Source organism: Streptomyces sp. NPDC048389, assembly GCF_040706335.1.
Lineage (GTDB): Bacteria > Actinomycetota > Actinomycetes > Streptomycetales > Streptomycetaceae > Streptomyces.
The window spans coordinates 25,828-47,031 of record NZ_JBEZKP010000010.1 but is presented as its reverse complement, the minus strand read 5'-3'; the positions used below and the strand labels follow the sequence as shown (position 1 = coordinate 47,031).

General features: G+C 70.5%; 20 protein-coding genes and 1 pseudogene. 11 read left to right on the top strand and 10 right to left on the bottom strand.

Going from position 1 to position 21,204, the window contains the following annotated elements:
• Window positions 1-17 precede the first annotated feature (17 nt).
• Window positions 18-872 (top strand): hypothetical protein, encoded by an 855-nt coding sequence (locus tag AB0903_RS10290; RefSeq protein ID WP_366701002.1) that lies wholly within the window; start codon window positions 18-20, stop codon window positions 870-872.
• Complete coding sequence (locus AB0903_RS10285; RefSeq protein ID WP_366701000.1) at window positions 872-2,701, top strand: DUF6339 family protein; 1,830 nt, start codon at window positions 872-874, stop codon at window positions 2,699-2,701. The genes AB0903_RS10290 and AB0903_RS10285 overlap by 1 nt, the downstream gene beginning before the upstream one ends.
• Window positions 2,702-2,756: 55 nt before the next feature.
• On the opposite strand, the gene AB0903_RS10280 is transcribed toward AB0903_RS10285, so the two are convergent.
• Both AB0903_RS10280 and AB0903_RS10275 read right to left on the bottom strand, forming a co-directional pair.
• The gene (locus tag AB0903_RS10280) at window positions 2,757-3,794 is read right to left on the bottom strand and encodes a DNA cytosine methyltransferase (protein ID WP_366700998.1); all 1,038 of its coding nucleotides are present in this window, start codon (window positions 3,792-3,794) and stop codon (window positions 2,757-2,759) included.
• A gap of 383 nt (window positions 3,795-4,177) precedes the next feature.
• Window positions 4,178-4,849, bottom strand: a complete 672-nt coding sequence (locus AB0903_RS10275; protein ID WP_366700996.1) for an ATP-binding protein — start codon at window positions 4,847-4,849, stop codon at window positions 4,178-4,180.
• Window positions 4,850-4,989: 140 nt separating this feature from the next.
• On the opposite strand from AB0903_RS10275, the gene AB0903_RS10270 reads away from it, so the two are divergent.
• Together AB0903_RS10270 and AB0903_RS10265 are read left to right on the top strand one after the other, a co-directional pair.
• Window positions 4,990-6,330 (top strand): tetratricopeptide repeat protein, encoded by a 1,341-nt coding sequence (locus AB0903_RS10270; RefSeq protein WP_366700994.1) that lies wholly within the window; start codon window positions 4,990-4,992, stop codon window positions 6,328-6,330.
• Between the two features lie 53 nt (window positions 6,331-6,383).
• A complete protein-coding gene (locus AB0903_RS10265) occupies window positions 6,384-6,872 on the top strand; it encodes a hypothetical protein (RefSeq protein WP_366700992.1) in 489 nt (162 codons plus the stop codon).
• A 252-nt stretch (window positions 6,873-7,124) separates the two neighbouring features.
• Here AB0903_RS10265 and AB0903_RS10260 read toward each other — a convergent pair whose 3' ends face one another.
• Complete coding sequence (locus AB0903_RS10260; RefSeq protein ID WP_366700990.1) at window positions 7,125-7,331, bottom strand: hypothetical protein; 207 nt, start codon at window positions 7,329-7,331, stop codon at window positions 7,125-7,127.
• A gap of 1 nt (window position 7,332) precedes the next feature.
• On the opposite strand from AB0903_RS10260, the gene AB0903_RS10255 reads away from it, so the two are divergent.
• The 3 genes and pseudogenes from AB0903_RS10255 to AB0903_RS10245 form a co-directional block, all read left to right on the top strand.
• Complete coding sequence (locus tag AB0903_RS10255; protein ID WP_366700988.1) at window positions 7,333-7,569, top strand: hypothetical protein; 237 nt, start codon at window positions 7,333-7,335, stop codon at window positions 7,567-7,569.
• Window positions 7,539-8,747, top strand: coding sequence for a damage-control phosphatase ARMT1 family protein (locus AB0903_RS10250; RefSeq protein WP_366700986.1), 1,209 nt, complete (start codon window positions 7,539-7,541; stop codon window positions 8,745-8,747). Before AB0903_RS10255 ends, AB0903_RS10250 begins: the two co-directional genes overlap by 31 nt.
• Before the next feature lie 138 nt (window positions 8,748-8,885).
• A pseudogene (locus AB0903_RS10245) lies at window positions 8,886-9,002 on the top strand (excalibur calcium-binding domain-containing protein); the annotation flags it as partial.
• A 49-nt stretch (window positions 9,003-9,051) separates the two neighbouring features.
• Here the strand turns inward: AB0903_RS10245 and AB0903_RS10240 are convergent.
• Window positions 9,052-9,666, bottom strand: coding sequence for a hypothetical protein (locus AB0903_RS10240; protein ID WP_366700984.1), 615 nt, complete (start codon window positions 9,664-9,666; stop codon window positions 9,052-9,054).
• 313 nt (window positions 9,667-9,979) lie between these two features.
• Here AB0903_RS10240 and AB0903_RS10235 point away from each other — a divergent pair, with 313 nt between their 5' ends.
• Together AB0903_RS10235 and AB0903_RS10230 are read left to right on the top strand one after the other, a co-directional pair.
• Entirely contained in the window at window positions 9,980-10,921 is a 942-nt protein-coding gene (locus tag AB0903_RS10235) for a CHRD domain-containing protein (protein ID WP_366700982.1), read from the top strand.
• Window positions 10,922-11,047: 126 nt separating this feature from the next.
• A complete protein-coding gene (locus AB0903_RS10230; protein WP_366700980.1) occupies window positions 11,048-11,350 on the top strand; it encodes a hypothetical protein in 303 nt (100 codons plus the stop codon).
• 166 nt (window positions 11,351-11,516) lie between these two features.
• Here AB0903_RS10230 and AB0903_RS10225 read toward each other — a convergent pair whose 3' ends face one another.
• Window positions 11,517-12,983 carry a DUF445 domain-containing protein gene (locus AB0903_RS10225; RefSeq protein ID WP_366700978.1) on the bottom strand — a complete coding sequence of 489 codons (1,467 nt, stop codon included), beginning with the start codon at window positions 12,981-12,983 and terminating at the stop codon, window positions 11,517-11,519.
• Between the two features lie 113 nt (window positions 12,984-13,096).
• Between AB0903_RS10225 and AB0903_RS10220 the strand changes: the two genes are divergently transcribed.
• A complete protein-coding gene (locus tag AB0903_RS10220; protein ID WP_366700976.1) occupies window positions 13,097-14,341 on the top strand; it encodes an SGNH/GDSL hydrolase family protein in 1,245 nt (414 codons plus the stop codon).
• 30 nt (window positions 14,342-14,371) lie between these two features.
• Here the strand turns inward: AB0903_RS10220 and AB0903_RS10215 are convergent, their stop codons facing one another.
• From AB0903_RS10215 to AB0903_RS10200, 4 genes are all read right to left on the bottom strand, one after another.
• The gene (locus AB0903_RS10215; protein WP_366700974.1) at window positions 14,372-15,073 is read right to left on the bottom strand and encodes a DUF1707 domain-containing protein; all 702 of its coding nucleotides are present in this window, start codon (window positions 15,071-15,073) and stop codon (window positions 14,372-14,374) included.
• A 230-nt stretch (window positions 15,074-15,303) separates the two neighbouring features.
• On the bottom strand, window positions 15,304-16,281 hold the full coding sequence (locus AB0903_RS10210) for an ATP-binding cassette domain-containing protein (RefSeq protein WP_366700972.1): 978 nt from the start codon (window positions 16,279-16,281) through the stop codon (window positions 15,304-15,306).
• Between the two features lie 118 nt (window positions 16,282-16,399).
• Window positions 16,400-17,203: an ABC transporter permease gene (locus AB0903_RS10205; RefSeq protein WP_366700970.1), complete on the bottom strand. Its 804-nt coding sequence runs from the start codon at window positions 17,201-17,203 to the stop codon at window positions 16,400-16,402.
• Window positions 17,196-17,996, bottom strand: a complete 801-nt coding sequence (locus AB0903_RS10200; RefSeq protein ID WP_366700968.1) for an ABC-2 family transporter protein — start codon at window positions 17,994-17,996, stop codon at window positions 17,196-17,198. Before AB0903_RS10200 ends, AB0903_RS10205 begins: the two co-directional genes overlap by 8 nt.
• Window positions 17,997-18,137: 141 nt before the next feature.
• Between AB0903_RS10200 and AB0903_RS10195 the strand changes: the two genes are divergently transcribed.
• Entirely contained in the window at window positions 18,138-20,885 is a 2,748-nt protein-coding gene (locus tag AB0903_RS10195; protein WP_366700966.1) for a transglycosylase domain-containing protein, read from the top strand.
• On the opposite strand, the gene AB0903_RS10190 is transcribed toward AB0903_RS10195, so the two are convergent.
• On the bottom strand, window positions 20,879-21,199 hold the full coding sequence (locus AB0903_RS10190) for a multidrug efflux SMR transporter (RefSeq protein ID WP_366700964.1): 321 nt from the start codon (window positions 21,197-21,199) through the stop codon (window positions 20,879-20,881). The genes AB0903_RS10195 and AB0903_RS10190 overlap by 7 nt on opposite strands.
• Between the last annotated feature and the right edge of the window lie 5 nt (window positions 21,200-21,204).

The following is a 21,204-nucleotide window of genomic DNA, read 5'->3' as shown; positions in this document are numbered from 1 at the left end:
GCGTCCCGTCCGAGAGCGTGGTCAATGCTGAAATCTGGTCTCTGGTGACCGAGGACGGCGAACTTCCCCTGCCCGAAGCACTACCGGACTGGGACTACCGCATGGACCTGCACCTCCGCAGAACCGTCCGAGTCGACCTGGACAGCGCACGTTCGCAATCCGGCGTCCCCCTTGGCGCGGCGTTGATGCTCTCCGCCGTGTGGACGGCCACCGGGTCCAACCTCAGCGGACCAGCCCAACACGTACGCCTGACCGGGGGCGGCAAGGACACGGTGACCTTGGACGTGAAGCTGCCAGGGGCTGATCTGGGCGGTCTGCTCCTCCTCGACACGGCTCTGGTTCTCGCCGAACGTCGGCCCGACGCTCGGCCCTCGTCCCCCCGGCGGGCCGGCTCGGTGCTCTGGAGCGATCGCGAGTCACTGCGCCTCCAGGGCGACGCACCTCAGTTCCCCATGGCAGTGATCGACTTCGGCAGAACGTCCTTCCCCGACAACGCAGCCTGGCACCTGCAGATCAGCGGGGGCTTGGAGAGCGCAACGATGGGCGCGCTGCTGCTGCTCGTCAACGAGCGGAACACTGTCACCGCCACGGCGTTCCGGAACGCGGGCAAGCCGCGAGTGGTGGACCGCATCGTGCTCTCCGCCGTGTACGCGGATGCCGCTCGCGTCTTGGTGGAACATGCCCTCGGCTCCGATGACTTCACCGAAGACGCCGACTTCCCCGACGGCTCGCTGGGCGCCACGCTCCTGAGTCTGTTCGACCAGCTCTTCCCTGAGCAGTCCATCACGGACGTCCGGCTGCGTCGACGACGGTCCACCGCTCTGTTCGCCTCGGATCTGCAGGCGGCTGTCAAGATCTTCGAGGTTTCCTGATGAGCTTCCTCTATCCCCGCTTGCTCGCCGCGCAGGCGGCCCCGCTCTTCGCCGAGTACAGGGAGCTGCCGGTCGCCGCACTCACGGGTCGAGTGGACGTGGCCCACGAGTCCGCGGTGTACGTGGCGACCGGTGGAGACCGTGTGTCCGCCGGTCGGCTTCAGGAGCTGCGTGAAGGTGTCCTGACACTGGCGCGCCGGGCAGGCTTTCCCGACGACTCCGACCGAGCACGCAATGCGGAGTTCGATCTCGAGCTCGCCGCACTGCTGCACGGCGAGATGGGCATGGTGCCGGCCGAGGCCGCCTCGCGGGACGTGTGGGCCTTCCTCTCCCTCGTCCTGCTCCCGGATGTGGCCTTCTGGCGTTACCCCCAACCGCCGAAGGACCGTGTACTGGGTACCGACCTCACCCGACACGTCTTCGGCCGCCTGTGGTGGCGGGCGCAGCTCGTGCGTTCCTCCGACGGTCCGGAGCCCTACGGCGCTCTCAGGATCCTGGGTGAAGCCGCATTCGACCAGATCTACGCACGCCGAGCCGCTCTCGGCGGCAGCCCTCACCTGGTTCGAGCCATCCTCCGCGTCTGGCACGACCTCGACCTGACGGGCCTCAATGAGCGCGACACCCTGCGCGATTTCCTCAAGCGCCTACTGCGGCTCGCCCCCTTCGTGCTCTTCGACGGTGTCGAGGAGCACGCGCTGGACGACGAACTGCGCGCAGTCGCCCAGGAATCCGTCGATGCGCAACGTATCCTCTCGCAGCCCGCAGCCGGGTGCCAGTCACAGCCCGGGCAAGGCAGCGGTATGAGGAGCCCCGCCGCCGAGGCTCTGGTGCCGACGTCGGTGGCGGAGCGACCGGTGGCTGCGGCTGATTTGATTCCCCGGCGATTCCGGTCCGTGGAGATCTGTGCCGGCGCCGGAGCGCAGGCTCTCGGGCTCGAGCAGGCGGGGTTCGACCCCGTACTGCTCATCGACAGCAAGGCTGACGCCTGCTTCACGATCGACCTCAACCGGCCGGACTGGGACGTGGTGAACATCGACATCGAAGATTTCGACCCCACCGAGCGCCCGGAGATCCATGGGGTCGACCTCCTGAGCGGAGGCCTGCCCCGTGTGAAGTCCTCGGCTACGGCCGGCCGCGACGAGGACACGTCGGAGCGCGGCGTGCTGCGGGCCGCGATAGCCCTGACCTGCACCGTCAGGCCCCGCGCCCTGCTCCTCGAGAACGTTCCGGACCTCGTCCGGAGTCAGGAATTCGAGGCCGACCGTTCCTGGATCGAGCGCGAGCTCGCAACTGCCGGCTATCGATCTGCATGGCAGGTCCTCAATGCAGCGGACTTCGGCGTACCCCAGAACCGCAGCAGTGGATTCCTGGTCGCCATGCAGGAGCCCTGGTTCTCCCGCTTCTCGTGGCCCGAGCCGGACACGGTGCGGCCTCCGACAGTCGGAGAGACCCTGGGGCCCTCCATGGCAGGCCACGGCTGGCACGGAGCCGCATTGTGGGCCAACGGCGCCGATCGCGTCGCGCCCGCGCTTGTGGGCGGTTCCGACCGCAGAGGTGGGGCCGATCTCGGCCCCACGGGAAGCAAGAGGGCATGGGCGGCGCTCGGCGTGAACGGCAACAGCCTGGGCGACAGTCCGCCCGACGCCGAGTTCCCGGCGGACGGCATCCCCAAGCTGACCGTGGAACAGGCTGCCATGATTCAGGCCATCCCAGCCGACTGGCACTTTCAAGGAGGTAAGACCTCCAGATACCGCCAGATCGGACACGCCATGCCGCCACCTCTCGCGGCGGCCATGGGACGAGCGATCGCGGCCTCGCTTCGCGACTGAAAACACGCCGTCCAGTGGAGGGCTCCAGGGGGTCGCCGGAAACGATCCCCTGGGCTCAGACGGTGATTGTGCCGCCCGACAGCTCGCTCACTGCCTTGGCGAGCGTCTCCTGACCGAGCTCGAGTGCCGCACTCAGAACGTGGGCCGCCAGAACGGGCGGGATGGCGTTGCCGATTTGCTGGGCCACATTGCTGCCGGACCACTTGAAGTCGGCAGGGAACGTCTGCAACATCCCCGCCTCCTCGTTGGTGAATCGGCCCTCGCGATCACCCGGACCCAGTACACGATTGCGGGACACCTTGCCCGTCACCGTTGCTGCCGGCTGGTCATGGCGCCTGCGGCCTCGCGCCTTGGGGTCTCCGCCGCTCCCGTAGTTCGAGACCACGACATAGGGCGTATCACGTTCCGTGAGGACGTCGCTCATGCACACCCAGGGTTTCAGGCCGGGGTCACCCTCGTCACGCGGGCCCCCCTTGCGGTAGGACCGGTGCGTGGGGGCCGGAAGTTCGACCTTCCGATGGTGTCGGGCGACGAGAATGGCGCGCCTACGCGTCTGCGGGACTCCGTACTGCTCGGCGTGGAGGACTCCGCACTTCACGTCGTAGCCGATGTCCGAGAGAACCTCTCTGTATGCCTGCCACACGGGGAGCACCGCAGGCACCTGCTCCAGGACGATTGCTGTGTACGGGTCCCCGTCTTCCAGGGCCTGCAGCGCCCACTTCAGAGGCTCCAGCACGAGCCCCGTCCGCTCGTCCCCGAGCTCGTTCAGCTCCGACAGTGAGAGCTTCTTCCCGCCGGCCATGAGGTCCACGCAGCGCAGCACGTCGTCGAGAGCGTGACGCCCCGCACCGGCACCGGCCACGGTGTACGTCTGGCACGGCGGCCCCCCGGTGAGAACCCGTGTGCCCCCAGAGAACTGGCTCGGGGCATACTCGCGGACGTCGCCCTGCCGAGTGATCAACCCGTTCGCAGCACGTGTGGCGCAGGCATTCGCGTCCTTCTCGATACCGGTCACCGAGAGGCCCAGTTTGACCGCGGCGATGTCGAGCCCACCAGGACCGGCGAACAGATCCACAATGTTGATTTCGGACACGTGCTCTCTCGGCTGCAGGGCGAAAACGCGATCGGGGGCTGGCACGGGGCAGTCTACCGCCGTCGCCACGACGGAGGACGAGGGGAGGTTCGGGAGGTCATCCGGCCTCCCATCGGCCTGACCGTCCATACGCGCCCTCCAACGGGAACAAACACTTTCACGAGCGTTCTCCACCGCGGGGCGCCACCAATCTCTGAGCGGGCCGGGCTCACCTGCGTAGCCACTCCCCTGCACCGCATCGCCGGCCCGATCGGCAGCCTTGCACGATTCGTCCCTCTCGTCTGCGGGTTTCACCATCCGCGCCACCGCTCCCTCCCGATCCACGTTCGGGGGAAGGGTGGGCCCGGCACTGACCTCGCCCTTCGAAGCACACTCCAGTCCGGTCAGCACGCAGCCTCCTCCTCGAAGTGCAACTGCGCCCGGTCCAGCGCCTCATCGGGGTCGCAGCCGTGGGCGCGGAGCCAGAGGAGGAGGTCGGTGATCACGTCGATCGCCGACTCCTGGGCTGTGGCGACGCTCAAACGGCTGGCATCCGGTTCCGCGTGGCGGTGGCGGTGGCGGTGGCGGACCGAGCTGTAGAGGCCGATCAGCGCCTCGGCGCGGGTGACACCCGGGTCGCCGACGTGGCCGTCGGGCGCTGTGAGGCCGGTGGCCAGTTCGCACCAGGTGACCTTGCTGTCCGCGCGGAGGATGACGCCCCAGCGGTCGGCCGTGGCGTCGATGAGCGCCATGCCACGGCCGACCTCGTCGTCGGCGTGCGCCGAGAGGAGGGTGGGCAGCGCCCGGGCGTCCGGATCCTGGACGTCGATGCGTAGGTAGGTGCCGTTCATCGAGACCGCCAGCGTGGTGGGCGTCATGTCTCCGACATGACGGATGACGTTGGACACCATTTCCGTGACACAGATTCGGGCCGCGTCGGTGAGGTGCGGCAACCCCCACTGCCGCAGGTGCAGCCCCATGATGCGGCGCAGCGCGGCGAGTTCCCGGGCCTCGGCCAGGAACGGCAACTCCCACTTCTTCCTGCGCACTTCGCTTCGGCATGCGTTCACGTCCATCAGCCGCTCCGACTCGCTCCGCCACGTGCCGCCCGACGACCGGGCGCGCTAACGTTCAGTGAACCGACCGGCACAGCGGGTGGGTATGGCCCATGTTCGGCGGCGAGTTGAAAGTCCTGAATTTCGGGGAAGGCCACTGCATGAGCGTCCGCACACCGAACCGTGCCCTCGCCGCCCTCATCCGCGAGGCCCGTTGGACGAACGGCGAGGTCGCCCGAGCGATCAACAGGACGGGGGCGGAACTGGGCCTGTTCCTGCGATACGACGACTCCGCCGTGTGCCACTGGCTGACCGGGACCGTCCCCCGCAGGCGGGTGCAGCCCGCCGTCGCGGAGGCGTTCTCCCGACGGCTGTCGCGGCCGGTGTCGGCGAAGGGTCTCGGGTTCACCGCCGCTGGGGACTTCGCGTTACCTGACCCGGACCCGGACACGGTGACAGGACTGATCGAACTGGGGAGCGTGGACATGGACCCATCCCGCAGAGCGGTACTCGGCAGCGCCGGCCTCTACTCCGTCGCGGCACTGATCCCGGGATTCACCGATCTCGTGGGCCGCTTCGAAGCTCATCGACGCAATCCGCATCTGCGCATCGGTCAGGGCGAGGTCGACGCCGTCGTCGCCATGTCCGAGCGGATCAGCGAGATCGACGACATGTTCGGGGGGCGGCACGCTCGTCCCCTGGCGGCGGCGTTCCTCGTCAACACCATCGCTCCGTATCTCAAGGCGGACGGTCCTGAACTCGTTCGCAAGGCGATGCTTTCGGCCGCCGCCGACCACTGCTATCTCACCGGCTACATGGCTATGGACGAGCGATCCGACGGGCTCGCGCAGCGCTACTACACAAAGGCTCTGGAACTGGCCGGCGGAGCGGACGACCATCTCACGTACTGCACGACTCTCCGCGGCATGAGCGTTCAGGCCGTGGACCTGGGACACGGCACCAAGGCACTCGACCTGGCCGACGCCGCTGCCACCGCGTCCCCGCAGGCCGGTCCCCGCATGCTGGCCTTCCTCGCAGGCCAGCAGGCTCACGCCGCCGCTCGCACCGGCGATCGAGCCGTCGCGCTGCGGCGGATGCATGAGGCCGAGGCCGCGATGGACCGTGCCGAGTCGCGCGTCACAACATTCCGTTCGTACGACCCGGCCGCCCTGAACTACCACATAGGGCAGGTCCGTTACGAACTCGGCGACATCACCGGGTCCGTGGAGTCACTGGAAGAGTCGAACCGGCTGCGGGCCCCCGTGTACCGGCGCATTCGCGTCCTTCGTGAAGCAACGCTCGCCGAGCGCAAGCTGCGGCTCGGCCGGCTGGAGGAAGCGTGCGGCGGCTGGCACCGGATGCTCGACGACTACGCGCATGTGCAGTCCGGCCGCTGCGACGACCGGTACCGGGCCATGATGTCCGCGATCCGGCCCCACACGAGGAACAGGCACGCGCGCGAACTGTACGAACGTGCACTGCCGTTGACCACACGCGCCTGAACGTTCCGGTGACCGTATAACCGCTTGCTGGGACAGCGGGGCCGCGTGGCACGATGTTCGCCGTGTCAGGTCAGGTGTGGGTGTCACTCATATCGTTGGGCGGCGTCGTCCTCGGCGGCGTGCTGTCGTTTCTCGTTCAGCACAGTACGCAGCGGTCAGCGGAGCGGGCCGAGCAGCATCGAGGGCAGGTCGCGCTGTCCGAGACGCGTCCCGCGGAACGGCTGGCACTGCTGGAGCGGTTCATCGAGGTGGGGGCCGAGGCGGAACGGGCCGCTTTCAGCCGGCCTGCCGAGTGGGACGAGACCCACGCCTGGTACCTCAAGACCCAGGACGTGATGAACAGACTGTGGGTCGCGGAGCGGCTCATTCGCGTGCAGTTTCCGCTGCCGGTGCACGACGCGGCCCGGGCGTACTTTCTCGACCTGAACCGGACCGTGTGGGAGGGCCTGCCCGACGGCGAGAGCGTACGGGACTACCTGGAGGACAACCGGCTGACGTTCCTCGACGCGGCCCGAGCGGTCATGGGACATTCCCCGGCCTGACGGGCGACGCCCCCGGGACGTGGCCCGCGCAGGCGCACGGTCCCGACGCCGGACCTCTGCCCGGCGTGACCGGCCGCATCCGGATCCGGACTGCCGGGCACCCCGCAGCCACCGACGGGTGAGCCCCTGGAGTGTCGGCTTCCCGGCGGCGGAAGCGCCCTCGACCATGAACCGCATGAATGGCGTCAGCCAGGTCTTCGCGCTGATCGCCGCGGCGGTCCACGTCGCCGTGTAGCCGCTGGAGCGCTTCCTCTACGGGCGGCCGCAGGTTCGTGAGTTTCTCGCCGGCAGCACCACCGACGCGCCCGAAATCCGCCTGTGGCGGTTCGGCGTGGCTTCTGCAACCTGTTTTTCGCGCTGGGCCTGATCGCCGGGTTCGTCGCCCTGCACCTCGGGCACGAAACGGTCGGGCGCGCCCCTGATCGTCCACACGTCGTTCTTCGCGATCGGCGGCGGCATCGTGCTCTTCGTCTCCGACCCCAAGCTGTATCGCGGCTCCCTCGGCCAGGCGGTGCCCCCGGCCGTCGTCCTGCTCGCGGGGCGTCCTCTGATCGCCGCAGACATGGCGAGCATGGCGGCGGGCCGCCCGGTCGTCATGATGGGTCGGGCCGGCGGCGGCGCAGAGGTCGCGGCCGAGGTAGTGCCGAGCGAGGAGTACGTGACGCCATGCCCGCAAGCGCCGACGACGCGCCCGTGATCCTGAGCAACGAACCAGGCTCCTTCGCCTGGGGGGTGCTGGCCAAGCGTCATCCGGCGCTTGTCGAGCAGGTCCGCGAAGCGTTCCCCTGGGGCCCCGCGCAGCACGCCGCCCTCGACGCGCTGCTCGCCGAGGCCACCGAAGGTGTGATCGAGCCGCTCGCCACGGACGCGCACGACCGCGACCGGTGGGGGGCGTGGGGGCACGAGCACTTCGGACGGTCGTGGTTCGATGTGCCGTTCCTGTGGTCCGAGAGCTACTTCTACCGCCGACTGCTCGGCGACCTCGGTCACTTCGATGCCGGTCCGTGGCAGGGGATCGACATCTTCGGGCCGTTCAAGGCCGCCGAACTGCGCAGCGCGACCGTCGACGACGAGCTCGCCGCCCTCGACGACCTGGCCGGACGGCCCGCCGACGTCCAGGGGCCCGCGCTGCTGAGCGCGTCCCTGTGGGGCAACCGCGCCGACCTCGGCTTCCGGCTCGACTCCGGCGGCGCCCACGAGTCGGCGGGTGCAAGGGCCGGCTCGCGGCTCGTCGCCGACGACAGCGCGGCGCTCTGGGCCCTGCTGCCGACCGGTGGCCCGGCCGGCAGCGTTCACCTCGTCGCGGACAACGCCGGGCGGGAACTGATCCCCGACCTCGTACTCATCGACCACCTGCTGCACTCGGGGCGGGCCACGGAAGTGGTGCTTCATGTGAAACCGCACCCGTACTACGTCTCCGACGCGACCATGTCGGACGTCATCGACAGCCTGCGCCGGCTCACCCGAGCGCCCGAGGCCGGTTACGCCGCGCAGATCGGGCGACGCCTGTGGCACGCGATGACCGACGGGCGGCTCGAAGTCCGAGCGCACGAATTCTTCTGCGCGCCGTTCCCGTACGACGCGATGCCCGACAGACTGCGGGCCGAGTTCGCCGGGGCCGCGGTGACGATCCTGAAGGGCGATCTGAACTACCGGCGTCTCGTCGGCGACCGTCTGTGGGAGCCGACCACGCCGTTCGCGGAGCGGACCGCGTACTTCCCGGGGCCGGTGGCGGCGCTGCGCACCCTCAAGTCGGATGTCATCACCGGCCTTGAGCCCGCCGCTCTGGCCGAGTTGGAGGCGAGCGGCCGGTCCTGGCGCACGAGCGGCACGCATGCGCTGGTCCAGTTGGGAGGGCTTGCGGGGAAGGTCTGACCGGGCTGCCTTCAAGCTCTCGGCACCCTCCTGACCGCCAACAGGAATATCAGGGACACGCCGACGGCCTGGCGCCGGCGCCGGCCGACCGAGGCAGGGCAGGGCCGTTGTCAGCCCGAGCCGAAGCCCGAGCCCGCCGTCTCGTACGCCAACTGCGACGCCGCGCGGGCCGCCGGAGCCGCACCCGTCCGCGCCGGGGACCCCGGGTACGGGCGGCACCTGGACCGCGACGGGGACGGCGTCGGCTGCGAGTGACCGAGCCGGCCACCGGCCGGGTGCCGGGCCCGGTCGGCCGCGGAACCGATCACGCCTCGGACTTGATCAGCTTGCCGTCGGTCGCGATCACGAACCATTCTCCGTCCAGGCCCTGGCCGTTGACGTCCCCGGCCGTCACGTCGCCCACGTAGTAGTAGAGCGGCCAGTCGCCGTAGACCGCCTGCTCGGCACCTGCGCCGAGCTTGACCTCCTTGAGGAGTGACGCGTCGGCACCGCCCTCCGCCGTCACGTCCTTGGCCGAGATCAGCGCGGGCCAGACCGCGATGCAGTCGGCGTCGCAGTTGGCCTGACCGGGCTTGTCCTTGGTGAAGCCGTACAGCGTGCGACCCTGGTCGTCGACGAGGATCGTGCCGAGTTCCGACTCGGCCGTCCGTACGGATACGGAGGGGGCGGGCGCCTGCTTCGGCGGCTGGTCGCCGCCCGTGGCGGGCTCCTCACCGTTGGGCGGGGATGCCTCGGCGGGCGCGTCCGCCGGCGGCTCGGCCGGCGCCTGCCGGTCCGCCGACTCTCCGGCGGCACCGGCGCCGTACGACGAGCCGGACCCGCCGGAGTCGTCGCACGCGGTCGCGGCCAGCAGCACCAGCGCGGTCAGCGGGGCTGCGATCAGGGCCTTGGTCCGGGCACTTTTCCGGGTGCTGCGCATGGTGTGTGTCCTTCGGCTTCCGGTGCGTGGCGGGCAGTGGGTACGGGTGTCGTGCACACGGGCGCGGTGGTACGGCCGTGGTGCACACGGGCGCGGTGGTACGGCGGTGGTGCACACGGGCGCGGTGGTACGGCGGTGACGCGTACCGCTACGGTGCCCGCGGCAGTGGTGCGTACGGCGGGTGGTACGACGTCAACTGTGCCTCCGTTCAATGGCATTCAGCGGTTTCCCGGTTGAACGGCCCGCGCGGGCGTCGCGTACAAGACCGCGACCGACCGGACCGGGTCGGCCCCCAATGAGAGGTTCATCCGCAATGCACAAGCGCACTCTCGCCGTGTCGGCCGCCGCGCTCGCGCTGGCCGTGACCGGCGTCGTCCCAGCCGTCGCGCACGACAGCCACGGAGGGGGGCGAAGTACCACCGCACAGCCCGCCGCCGTGTTCACCAAACCCGGCCACGGGAAGGCCGTCACCTTCGCCGTCGTCATGACCGGCGCACACGAGGTGCCCGACGCGACCGGCGCAGCCGTGAACGACCCCGACGGGAAGGCGGTGGCGCTGATGCAGGTGAAAGGCGACCGCATCGTCTTCGCGATGCAGTGGGAGGGGTTCGTCCCGAGCCAGGGCCACATCCACCAGGGCGCGGCGGGGCAGAACGGCGATGTCAAGGTGCCGCTGTTCGGTACCCCGATGCCCGACTCGCTGCACTCGGCCGCCGGACACACCACCTTCACCGACGCCGCGCTCGCGAAGAGCATCGTCGGGCACCCGTCCGGGTTCTACATGAACCTGCACAGCGAGGAGTTCCCCGGCGGAGCCGTGCGCGGGCAGCTGAAGCTGCTGCACAAGAACATCAACCCGCTGCACATCATCAAGGGCGGCAAGCTGCGGGCCCTCGCCAACGGCGCGCAGGAGGTCGCGAACAACGACGCGACGAAGGTCAACGACCGGGACGGCAAGGCGGTGACGTTCCTGCACCCCAAGGGCAGGACGGTCGACTTCTCACTCGCCTGGGTCGACATCAAGGCCCCCAGCGCGGCCCACATCCACAAGGGCGGCTTCGGCAAGAACGGCGACGTGGTGTTGGGCTTCTTCGACAAGCCGGTGCCCGAGGGTCTGTTCGCGGTCTCGGGACGGCTGAACGACCAGCACGCCGGAGTGGTGAAGGAGATCCGCGAGAACCCGTGGGCCTTCTACTCCAACATCCACACCGAGGAGTTCCCGGACGGCGCGGTCCGCGGCCAGCTCTTCCACTGACACGAGGACAAGGACGAGGACAAGGACGAGGACTCGTTGGCGACGGAGGCGCCGGTCCACGTCCTACGCTCGGGACGAACGGTGCCGGTGGCAGCGACAGCGACAGAATTGCGAAAGGCGGCAGCAATGGCCAGGGTTCCCGCAGCGGCGGTGGCGGCAGGCGGACTCGTCGGCGGGTACGGGGTGGCCCGATGGACCAGGCAGCGTCCCCTCGGCGGGGTCGCCCTCGCCGCAGCCGGTGCCGTGGCCGCCCGGCAGTGGCATCAGGAGGCCGGGCCCGGGGCGGCGGCCGGGCTGAGCGCCGCGTACGTCGCCGCATTCGCCGGGTCGCATCCGCTCGCCAAGAAGGTCGGCGCGTGGCCGGCGGTGTTCACGGTGGCCGCCGGCGTGGCGCTGGCCTCGTGGACGGTCACCCGGCGCGGCCACTGAGCGCCCGCGCCGGGGTCACGACCGGCGGATCCCCTCGGACCGGGCTGAACACTTCCGGCGCCCGGTGCGTATACATCGGTACCTCCCCATAGAGGCGCTGGGCGCGTGACCGTCAGGCAGGGACCGGTCGCGCGCCCAGCGCACGCTCCGGGGCCGGCCGGCTCCCTCACGCGCCCAGCGCATGCGCGACGGTGTGGATGACCAGGCCGGCCAGTGCGCCGACCACCGTGCCGTTGATCCGGATGAACTGCAGGTCTCGGCCGATGTGTGCCTCGATCTTGCGGGACGTGTGCTCCGCGTCCCAGCTCGCGACGGTGTCCGAGATGAGCGAGGTGATCTCGCCGCGGTACGTCGTGACCACGTACACCGCCGCGTCCTCCACCCAGCCGTCCACCTTCGCCTGGAGACGGCTGTCCGTCGCAAGGCGTGTCCCGAGGGAGAGCAGCGAGGCGCGGGCCCGCAGGCGCAGCTCGCTGCGGTCGTCCTCGGCCGCCGAGATGATCATTGCGCGTACGGAGGCCCAGGCCGACGCGATCACGTCCTGCACCTCGGAGCGCGACAGCAGCTCCGACTTCATGCGCTCCACCCGGGCGCGGGTGTCCGTGTCGGACTGGAGGTCGGCGGCGAAGTCTCCGAGGAAGCGGTCGATCGCCCCGCGCGCCGGGTGGCCCGGCATGTCGCGCATCTCGGTGATGAAGCGCAGCAGCTCCCGGTAGACCCGGTCGCCGATCTTCCGGTCCACGAAGCGCGGGGTCCAGCCGGGGGCCCCGCCTTCGACGGCGTCCATCACGGAGTCGGAGTGCAGGACCAGCCAGTCGTGCGCACGGGTGCAGATCAGGTCGACGGCGCGGTGGTGGGCGCCGTCCGCGACGACCTTCTGGAGCGTCTTGCCGATGCCCGGCGCGATCTCGGCGGACTCCGCGCGGCGGGTGATCGCCTCGCCGACGACCGCCTGGACGTCGGAGTCGCGCAGGACGGTCAGCGCGCCGCGCAGGGCGGTCGACAGCTCGGCGGTGACCCGGTCGGCATGGGCGGGCTCCGCCAGCCAGGTGCCCAGTCGGCTGCCGATGCCGACGGCGCGCAACCGGACCCGTACGACGTCGGAGGAGAGGAAGTTCTCGCCGACGAACGAGCCGAGGGAGGCGCCGAGCTGGTCCTTCTTGTTCGGGATGATCGCGGTGTGCGGGATGGGGATGCCGAGGGGGTGGCGGAAGAGGGCGGTGACGGCGAACCAGTCGGCGAGCGCGCCGACCATGCCGGCCTCCGCGGCGGCCGCCACGTAACCGGTCCAGCCGCCCAGGCCCGCGTTCTCGGCCCAGGTGGCGAGGACGAAGACGAGCGCGACGAGCAGCAGCAGCCCGGTCGCGGTCGTCTTCATCCGCCGTACGCCGCGGCGCTTCTCCTCGTCGGCCTCGGTGTACGCGAACGACGGCAGCACTGTCGAGGCAGCGGGCCGGGTGCTCCTGCCGCCGACGGTGATGCCGGCGGTGGCGGCCCGGTCCCCGCCGGTGTTCACAGCCCGGTCCCCACCCGTACCGGCGGACCGGTCCCCACCCGTACCGGCGGTCCCGCCGCCACCGGTGCCGGCGGCCCGGTCGCCACCGCCCGGCTTGCCCGGTTCTCTTCGTTCCATCCGCTCCACCCGTCCACGACCGCGCCCATCCGTGACGCCCCTGCCGTTCGTCCCTACATCAGGTACTCCTGGGGGGCACATCGAGTTCCCGGGCCGTGCGGGATGATGTGTCCATGAATAAGCGTCAGGGGTATGTGAGCCTCGCGGCCCTCATGGCCACGGTCGCCCTCATATGCGGGGGAATCTACCTCGGTGTCGGCGCCGCCAAGAAGAAGCCCGAGGTCCGCACTCCCCCGGCCGCCGTGCCCAAGTGGATCGGCACCTGGTCCGCGAGCCCCGTCGACGCCGCCCCGTCCGACTCCGCGGTCGGCGCCCCCAGTGGCCGCGACGGCCGTTCCGTACGGAACGTGGTGCACACCAGCATCGGTGGCACCGCCGCCCGCGTCACGTTCTCGAACCTGTTCGGCACCGAGCCGCTGCGCATCACCGGCGCGTCCCTCGCCGTACGGGCGGGCGCCGGCCCGGCCGCCGTCGAGGGCAGCCTGCGCCGGATCACCTTCGGTGGGGCGTACCGGGTGACCGTCGCCCCCGGCGGGCGAATCGTCAGCGACGCGGTCGTCCTGCGTATCCCGTACGACGACGACCTGCTGATCTCCGTCCACACTCCTGGGCCCGGCGGGCCGGCCACCATCCATCCGGACGCCCTCCAGACGTCGTACGTCGCGAACGGCGACGCCACGCAGGACGAGACGGGCACCGCTTACGAGGGCCGGACGACCTTCTGGCACCACATCACGGCCGTCGACGTACTCACCTCGCAGGCGCGTGGCGCGATCGTCGCCGTCGGCGACTCGATCACCGACGGGGACGGCTCGACCCCCGGCTCCAACCAGCGGTGGCCCGACGTGCTCGCCGACCGGCTCGGCGGCCGCTACGGGGTGCTCAATCAGGGCATCAGCGGCAACCGGCTGCTCGAGTACGGGCACGGCCCCAGCACGCTGGAGCGCTTCGACCGCGACGTCCTGACCCGCTCCGGGGCCCGGACCGTGATCGTCGCCATCGGCATCAACGACGTGCTGCGCGCACCCCACGCGCCCACGGCGGAGAACGTGATCGCGGGCCTGACCGAACTCACCGACCGCGCGCACGCGCGGGGCTGGCGCGTGTTCGGCTCCACCCTGACGCCGTGCGGCGGGCATCCGCGGTGCACGGCGGACGCGCAGGCGGAACGCCTGAAGATCAATACGGCCATCCGCTCGGGAGGCATCTTCGACGCGGTCGTCGACTTCGACGCGGCGTTGCGGGATCCGTACGCGCCGGGGCGGATGAAGCCGGTGTACGACTCGGGGGACCATCTGCATCCGAGCGATGCGGGGTATGCGCGGATGGGGAGCGCGGTGGACACGGGAGTGCTGTAGCGCGGGGCGGGAGCAAGCCCGCCGCAGGCGCTACGTGTCGCCCAGTTCCTTGCGGTCGTTGCCCTTCGCGAGCTTCCGCTCGCGCTCCCGCTCCGCCTTCAGTCGCTGCTTCTCCGCCCTCGTGAGCTTGCGCTCCACACCGACCCCGCCCATCAGCGCCAGGCCCCTGACGATCACGCGGGGCGCCGCCGGGTCCGGGTCGGCCTCGACGCGGCCGCTTTCGTCGAAGCCGCCCATCAGGCCGATGCCCTTGACCTCGACGTTCAGGCCGGGCGGCACGGTGACCTGGATGCCGCCCATGATCGCGACGCAGTCGATCACGGACACCGGGTCCTCGAAGTGGGCGTCACGCAGGTCGAGCTCGCCGCCGCCCATCAACGTGAACGCGGTGAACCTCCGGCCGACCGTCCAGCTCCCCCGGCGCATGAAGCCGCCCCAGAACGAGAACGCGAACTTCGACGTCGCCGGGTCGCCCACCCGACCTGACCAGGAGCCGCGGTCCGGCGCCGACCCGGAGGCCGGAGCGACGGCGGCACCGGGACCGGCCGGTGCCGGCAGGTCCCGTACCAGCGGCGCGAGATCACCGTGTGTGCGCGCCCGGTACGCCGCGTCCAGGCGCTGATCGAACTCGTCCATGTCGAGCCTGCCCTCGGCGACGGCGTCGCGCAGCCGTTCGGCGACCCGCTCCCGTTCGGCATCGGAGGCACGCATCTCAGGGAGTTCGCTCGTCATACCGTCAGCCTAGTCAAAGGGGCCGGGAAATTCGCCGGGGGAGCGGTCGGGCGGGCAGCCGACCGGGCAGACCGTCAAGCCCGTCAGACCTGTCAGACCCGTCAGCCCGTCAAGCCCCTCAAGCCCCTCAAGCCCGTCAGACCCGTCAGCCCGTCAAGCCCCTCAAGCCCCTCAAGCCCGTCAGACCCGTCAGCCCGTCAGGCCCGTCAGCCCGTCAGCCCGTCACACGCTCAGCCGGGCAGGCGAGCCGGCCCGGCTGAGCGCTCCGCGTACATCTTCGCGATCACGGCTTCGATGTCCGGCTCCCGCACCGACAGGTCCACCAGCGGGTACCGTTGTGCCAGCGCCGCCACCAGCGGCGCCGCCGACGCCGAGGCGGGGAACGCCAGCCACTGCCGCGGGCCCTCCACCCTCAGCGTCCGCGCCGACTCCACCTCGATGGGCGGCAGCTCCCGCTCCAGGTCCACCACCAGAGTCCGCTCGCTCTCTGCGACCTCGTGCAGCCCGGCGAGCGCCCCGTCGTACATGAGCCGCCCGTGGTCGATGACCATCACGCGCTTGCACAGCTGCTCGATGTCGGTCAGGTCGTGCGTGGTCAGCAGGACCGTCGTACCGCGCTCCGCGTTCAGTTCGCGCAGAAACCCACGGACCTTGGCCTTGGAGATCACGTCGAGCCCGATCGTGGGCTCGTCGAGGTACAGCACCTCCGGATCGTGCAGCAGCGCGGCCGCGATGTCGCCGCGCATCCGCTGCCCCAGCGACAGCTGACGCACCGGCACGTTCAACAGCTCGGCCAGGTCGAGCAGTTCGACGCAGCGGTCCAAGTTCTGCCGGAACACCGGGTCGGGAATGCGGTACATACGGTGCATCAGCCGGTACGAGTCGCGCAGCGGCAGGTCCCACCAGAGCGTCGTGCGCTGCCCGAAGACCACACCGATCCGCTGCGCGAGCCGTGTCCGCTCCTTCGAGGGGTCGATACCCGCGACCCGGAGCCGGCCGCCGCTGGGGGTGAGGATGCCGGTCAGCATCTTGATGGTGGTGGACTTGCCGGCGCCGTTCGGGCCGATGTAGCCGACCATCTCACCGCGCGGGACGGTGAAGCTCATCCCGTCCACGGCCCGCACCTGGTGCCTCTCCCTGCGCCAACGGCCCGTCCTGCGCCGTACGTCGAAAACCTTCTCGACGCCGTCGAGTTCGATGAAGTCCACTGTGCCCTCGCCCCTCGCCCCTCGCCCGTCGTCCTCGTGCCCGTGCCCGTGCCCGTGCCCGTCCTCGCTCTCGCCCTCGTGCTCGTCTCCCTGCCCATCCTCCCGCCCGTCCTCGTGCTCAGTTTCCGGTGCTGCGGTACGAACGGAGCCCGATCCGCCAGGCCAGTCCGGCGAGCCCGAGGCAGCCCGCGGCGACGACGGGCGGCAGCAGCGCGAACCAGCCGGGCAGGCCGATCGGGTCGTCGCGGCCCAGTACGTACATCGACGGCACCCAGTTGACGAAGGCGAGCGGGACGACGAACGTCACACCGCGCACCAGGTCCTTCGCGAAGATCGACGGCGGGTACTGGAGCAGGGTGTTCCCGCCGTACGTGAACGAGCTCTGCACCTCGGCGGCGTCCTGCGCGAAGAACTGGAACGCCGCGCCCGCCACGAACACCGACGCGAAGATCGCACCACCGCAGAGCAGCATCAGCGGCATCATCGCCACCTTCGCCACCGTCCATTCGACGTCGAGGCTCACCAGCGCGTACGTGAGCACCAGCATGCCCTGGGTGATCCGCCCGAGGCGGCGCAGCGCGAACCGGTCGGCGGCGACCTGTGCGAGCACCGGCACCGGCCGTACGAGAAGCGTGTCGAGCGTCCCGTCCCGTACCCGGCGCCCCAGCCGGTCCATCGACCCCATCACCAGGTCGGCGAGACCGAAGGCCGTGCTGGTGGTGCCGTAGAGGAACGCGATCTCCGGCAGCGTGTAGCCGCCCAACGCGTCGACGTGCGAGAACATCAGCAGGATCGCGACGAAGTCCAGGCCGGTGGCCGCGAAGTTCCCGAGGGCCGTCATCGCGAACGACGCCCGGTACGCCATCGTGGAGCGTACCCACATCGCGACGATCAGCCCGTACGCCCTGAGCGCGTCAGCCACCCTGGACCACCACCCGGCGCATCGCCACCGACTGGAGCATCCGCCCGGCGGCCAGCAGCGCCAGCGCCCAGCCGCCCTGGAAGGCGTACGCCCGGAGCAGGCCGGAGCCCGTGTACGTACCGAGGAAGACGTCGGCCGGGACCTGCAGCAGCGACGACCACGGCAGGGCTCTCGCCACCTCGCCGAGCAGCCCGGGGAACAAGTTCAGCGGCAGCAGCATCCCGGAGAAGAACAGACCGGCAAGCCAGCACATCTGCATCACCCCGGCGCCGTCCATCAGCCAGAACGCCGACAGCGCAACCAGGAACCGCACCGCGAAGCTCACCACCACGCCCAGCGCCACCGACACCAGGAACGCCAGCCACGTCAACGGCGAGGCGGGCAGCACCAGATCGAAGGCCAGCGCGCCGAGCACCATCGGCACAATGCCGCGTCCCAGCAGGTGAAAGGCCGCCCGACCCAGGTCACCGGCCAGCCACCACAGTTGGAGGTCGGCCGGACGGTAGAGGTCGACGGCGATGTCACCGGTGCGGATGCGCTCGACCAACTCGTCCTCGAAGCCGCCGCCCATCATGGCGCAGGTCATCAGCAGCGCCTGGCCGAGCCACACATAGGTGAGCGCCTGGGACTGGTCGTATCCGCCGAGCTGTGGACGCTCGTCCCACAAGGCCATGTACGTGTACGCCAGGATGAAGCCGAAGACGGTGTTGGTGAACACCCCTGCCGCCGTCGCCACCCGATACGTCGCATAGCGCCGGAACCCACCCGCCGCGACGACCGCGTAGAGCCGCACGACCACTCCCCTCCACGCGACCGCTCGGGCACCAAAGCGCACGACGCTAGCCCACCGCGACTGGCCACCGCGAGGGGTTTTCCGGCGCCGGAAGGGCCCGAATACGGGGGATAAGGGGAGAAAAAGTGCAGTATGGGGCTCATGAGCGACGAGCCGCAGCAGCAGGGCTGGACACCCCGGGACGCGACGGCAGCCGACCCGTCCGACAAGGACAAGGACAAGCGCAACCGCAAGGACGAGGGCAGGGACAGGCACAAGCGCAAGGACGAGGGCAAGGGCAAGGGCAAGGGCAAGGGCAGCGCCCCTGATACGGACACGGGCGGGGAACCCGAGGCCGCCGACAAGGCCCCGACCTCCGGGAGCAGACCCGCGGCCGACCAGGAACGCGACACCGACCCGGCCTCCGGCTCCCCCGCCGCCTCCCCCGCGGCCCCGGGCACCGACACGAGCCCCGACACGGACCCTGCCCCCGAGCCCCCCGGCACCCACCCGGACGACGACACCGAAGCGGACACGGGATCCGGCGACGGCGGGCCTCCCGACGCCGCCACAGAGGCGACCCCCGCCGGAGCCACGGCGACGGCAGGAGCGAAGAAGACCCGCAAACGCCGCCCCCGGCGCACCGGCTGGCGCCGCGCCGTCCCCACCTGGCGCGTCACCGTCGGCAGCCTGCTCGTCGCATCGCTGCTCGTCATCGGCGCGCTCGTCACCGGATACCTGCTCGTCGACATCCCGCCCGCCAACGCCGCAGCCACCGCCCAGACCAACGTCTACCTCTACGCCGACGGCACCCACATCGCCCGCGACGGCGACATCAACCGCGAGAACGTCTCCCTCGACAAGGTCCCGCTCGACGTCCAGCAGACCGTACTCGCCGCAGAGGACCGCGACTTCTACAGCGAGCCCCCCATCGACCCACAGGCCATGGTCCGCGCCGCCTGGAACACCGTCACCGGCAAAGGCAAGCAGTCCGGCTCCACCATCACCCAGCAGTACGTCAAGAACTACTACCTCGGCCAGGAACAGACCGTCACCCGCAAGGTGAAGGAGTTCTTCATCGCCATCAAACTCGGCCGCAACCAGAGCAAGAGAGAAATCCTCGAGGGCTACCTCAACACCAGCTACTTCGGCCGCAACGCCTACGGCATCCAGGCCGCCGCCCACGCCTACTACGGCAAGGACGTCGAGGACCTCGACGTGGCGGAAGGCGCCTACCTCGCCGGGCTCCTCAACGCGCCCAACTCCTACGACGTCGCCACCCACCCCGAGAAGAAGGAAGCGGCGATCGCCCGCTGGAACTACGTCCTCGGCGGCATGGTGAAGGAGAAGTGGCTCAGCCGCGAGGGCCGCGAGGCCCTGACGTTCCCCACACCCCGTCAGGCGAAGCCCTCCAGCGGGCTGTCCGGGCAGGGCGGCTACATCGTCCAGGCAGTCGAGGACCACCTCGCCGCCCGCGGCATCCTCGACGAGCAGACCCTGGCCACCGGCGGCTACCGCATCACCACGACGCTCCAGCGGCCCAAACAGGACGCCCTCTCAGCCGCCGTCGACGACCGGGTGATGTCGAAACTCGACAGCGAACGCGAGGCCGACCGCGACGTCCGCGTCGGCGGCGCCTCCATCGAACCGGGCACCGGCAAGGTCGTCGCCATGTACGGCGGCATCGACTACACCCAGCAGTACGTCAACAACGCCACCCGGCGCGACTACCAGGTCGGCTCCACCTTCAAGCCGTTCGTCCTCGCCTCCGCCTTCGAGAACCGCTCCACCACCCGGGAAGGCCGGCCCATCACCCCCAACGCCCTCTACGTCGGCGACAGCCAACGCCCCGTCCAGGGCTGGAACGGCCCCCGCTACGCGCCCGAGAACGAGGACGACGTCTCGTACGGCCCGATCACCGTCCGCGAGGCCGCCGACAACTCCGTCAACGCCGTCTTCGCGCAGATGGCCGTCGACGTCGGCCCCGCCCGCGTCATGAGCACCGCCATCGCCCTCGGCCTGCCCAGCACCACCCCGGACCTGAGCCCCTCCCCGTCCATCGCCCTCGGGCCGTCCACCGCCAGCGTCCTCGACATGACGGGCGCGTACGCCAGCCTCGCCGACCACGGCAGGCACACCCCGTACACGCTCGTCGAGAAGATCACCAAGAACGGCGTCGACGTCGCGATCCCCGAGACCAGCACCGTGCAGGCCGTCAGCCGCGAGGCCGCCGACACCACCACCCATGTCCTGCGCGGCGTCGTCGACGGCGGCACCGGCTCCGCCGCCCAGTCGGCCGGCCGGCCCGCCGCAGGCAAGACCGGCACCGCCGAGGAGGACAGAGCCGCCTGGTTCGCCGGGTACACCCCGGAACTCGCCACCGTCGTCGCCGTCATGGGCCAGAACCCCAAGACCGGCTCCCAGACATCGCTCTACGGGGCACTCGGCATGTCGCGCATCAACGGCGGCGGCGCACCCGCCGAGATCTGGGGGCAGTACACCGCCGCCGCCCTCGAAGGCTCCGAGGTCCGGGACTTCGAACTGCGGCTGGTACCCGGCGCCGACGATCCGCCCCCGGAGCGGCGGGACCCGAACGACCCGCGCGACCCGAACGACCCGCGCGACCCGAACGACCCGGGCGGCTCCGGCGACCCCGAGGAGGTCTACCGGCCCCGCGACCCGGGCGAGCAGACCGACGAAGGCGGCGACCGCGGCCCGTACGGATCCGGCGGCGGACGGCCCGGCACCAGCCGGAACCCCGGCGCCACCGGAACCCCACCCGGCGGGCCCCCGGCCGACGCCGCACCGGCCGGGCCCGGCACCGGCGTGGCCGGGCCCACCGCCGCACCACCGCCGGCGGCATCACCCACGCCCGCGGACCTCGCCCTCCCGGCCGGCCGGGCTCAGTGACCCGAGGTCGCCTTCAGGCCGACCACCGCGACCAGCAGCAGACAGACGAAGAAGATGCGGGCGGCGGTCACCGGCTCGTTCAACGCCGCCATGCCGACCACGGCCGCACCCGCCGCCCCGATCCCGACCCACACACCGTAGGCCGTACCGATCGGCAGGGACTTCGCCGCATACGACAGCAGCAGCATGCTCGCGACGATCCCGGCACCCGTGAACACACTCGGCCACAGCCGCGTGAACCCCTCGGTGAACTTCATGCCGACCGACCAGCCCACCTCGAGCAGACCGGCGACAACAAGCAGGACCCAGGCCATGACGG

Excerpts from the sequence above, each read along its gene's own strand:
- AB0903_RS10285 (WP_366701000.1), top strand. The coding sequence starts at position 872 with ATGAGCTTCCTCTATCCCCGCTTGCTCGCCGCGCAGGCGGCCCCGCTC.
- AB0903_RS10275 (WP_366700996.1), bottom strand. The coding sequence starts at position 4,849 with ATGGACGTGAACGCATGCCGAAGCGAAGTGCGCAGGAAGAAGTGGGAG.
- AB0903_RS10270 (WP_366700994.1), top strand. The coding sequence starts at position 4,990 with ATGAGCGTCCGCACACCGAACCGTGCCCTCGCCGCCCTCATCCGCGAG.
- AB0903_RS10265 (WP_366700992.1), top strand. The coding sequence starts at position 6,384 with ATGTTCGCCGTGTCAGGTCAGGTGTGGGTGTCACTCATATCGTTGGGC.
- AB0903_RS10260 (WP_366700990.1), bottom strand. The coding sequence starts at position 7,331 with ATGCCGCCGCCGATCGCGAAGAACGACGTGTGGACGATCAGGGGCGCG.
- AB0903_RS10250 (WP_366700986.1), top strand. The coding sequence starts at position 7,539 with ATGCCCGCAAGCGCCGACGACGCGCCCGTGATCCTGAGCAACGAACCA.
- AB0903_RS10240 (WP_366700984.1), bottom strand. The coding sequence starts at position 9,666 with ATGCGCAGCACCCGGAAAAGTGCCCGGACCAAGGCCCTGATCGCAGCC.
- AB0903_RS10235 (WP_366700982.1), top strand. The coding sequence starts at position 9,980 with ATGCACAAGCGCACTCTCGCCGTGTCGGCCGCCGCGCTCGCGCTGGCC.
- AB0903_RS10230 (WP_366700980.1), top strand. The coding sequence starts at position 11,048 with ATGGCCAGGGTTCCCGCAGCGGCGGTGGCGGCAGGCGGACTCGTCGGC.
- AB0903_RS10225 (WP_366700978.1), bottom strand. The coding sequence starts at position 12,983 with ATGGAACGAAGAGAACCGGGCAAGCCGGGCGGTGGCGACCGGGCCGCC.
- AB0903_RS10220 (WP_366700976.1), top strand. The coding sequence starts at position 13,097 with ATGAATAAGCGTCAGGGGTATGTGAGCCTCGCGGCCCTCATGGCCACG.
- AB0903_RS10215 (WP_366700974.1), bottom strand. The coding sequence starts at position 15,073 with ATGACGAGCGAACTCCCTGAGATGCGTGCCTCCGATGCCGAACGGGAG.
- AB0903_RS10195 (WP_366700966.1), top strand. The coding sequence starts at position 18,138 with ATGAGCGACGAGCCGCAGCAGCAGGGCTGGACACCCCGGGACGCGACG.
- AB0903_RS10190 (WP_366700964.1), bottom strand. The coding sequence starts at position 21,199 with ATGGCCTGGGTCCTGCTTGTTGTCGCCGGTCTGCTCGAGGTGGGCTGG.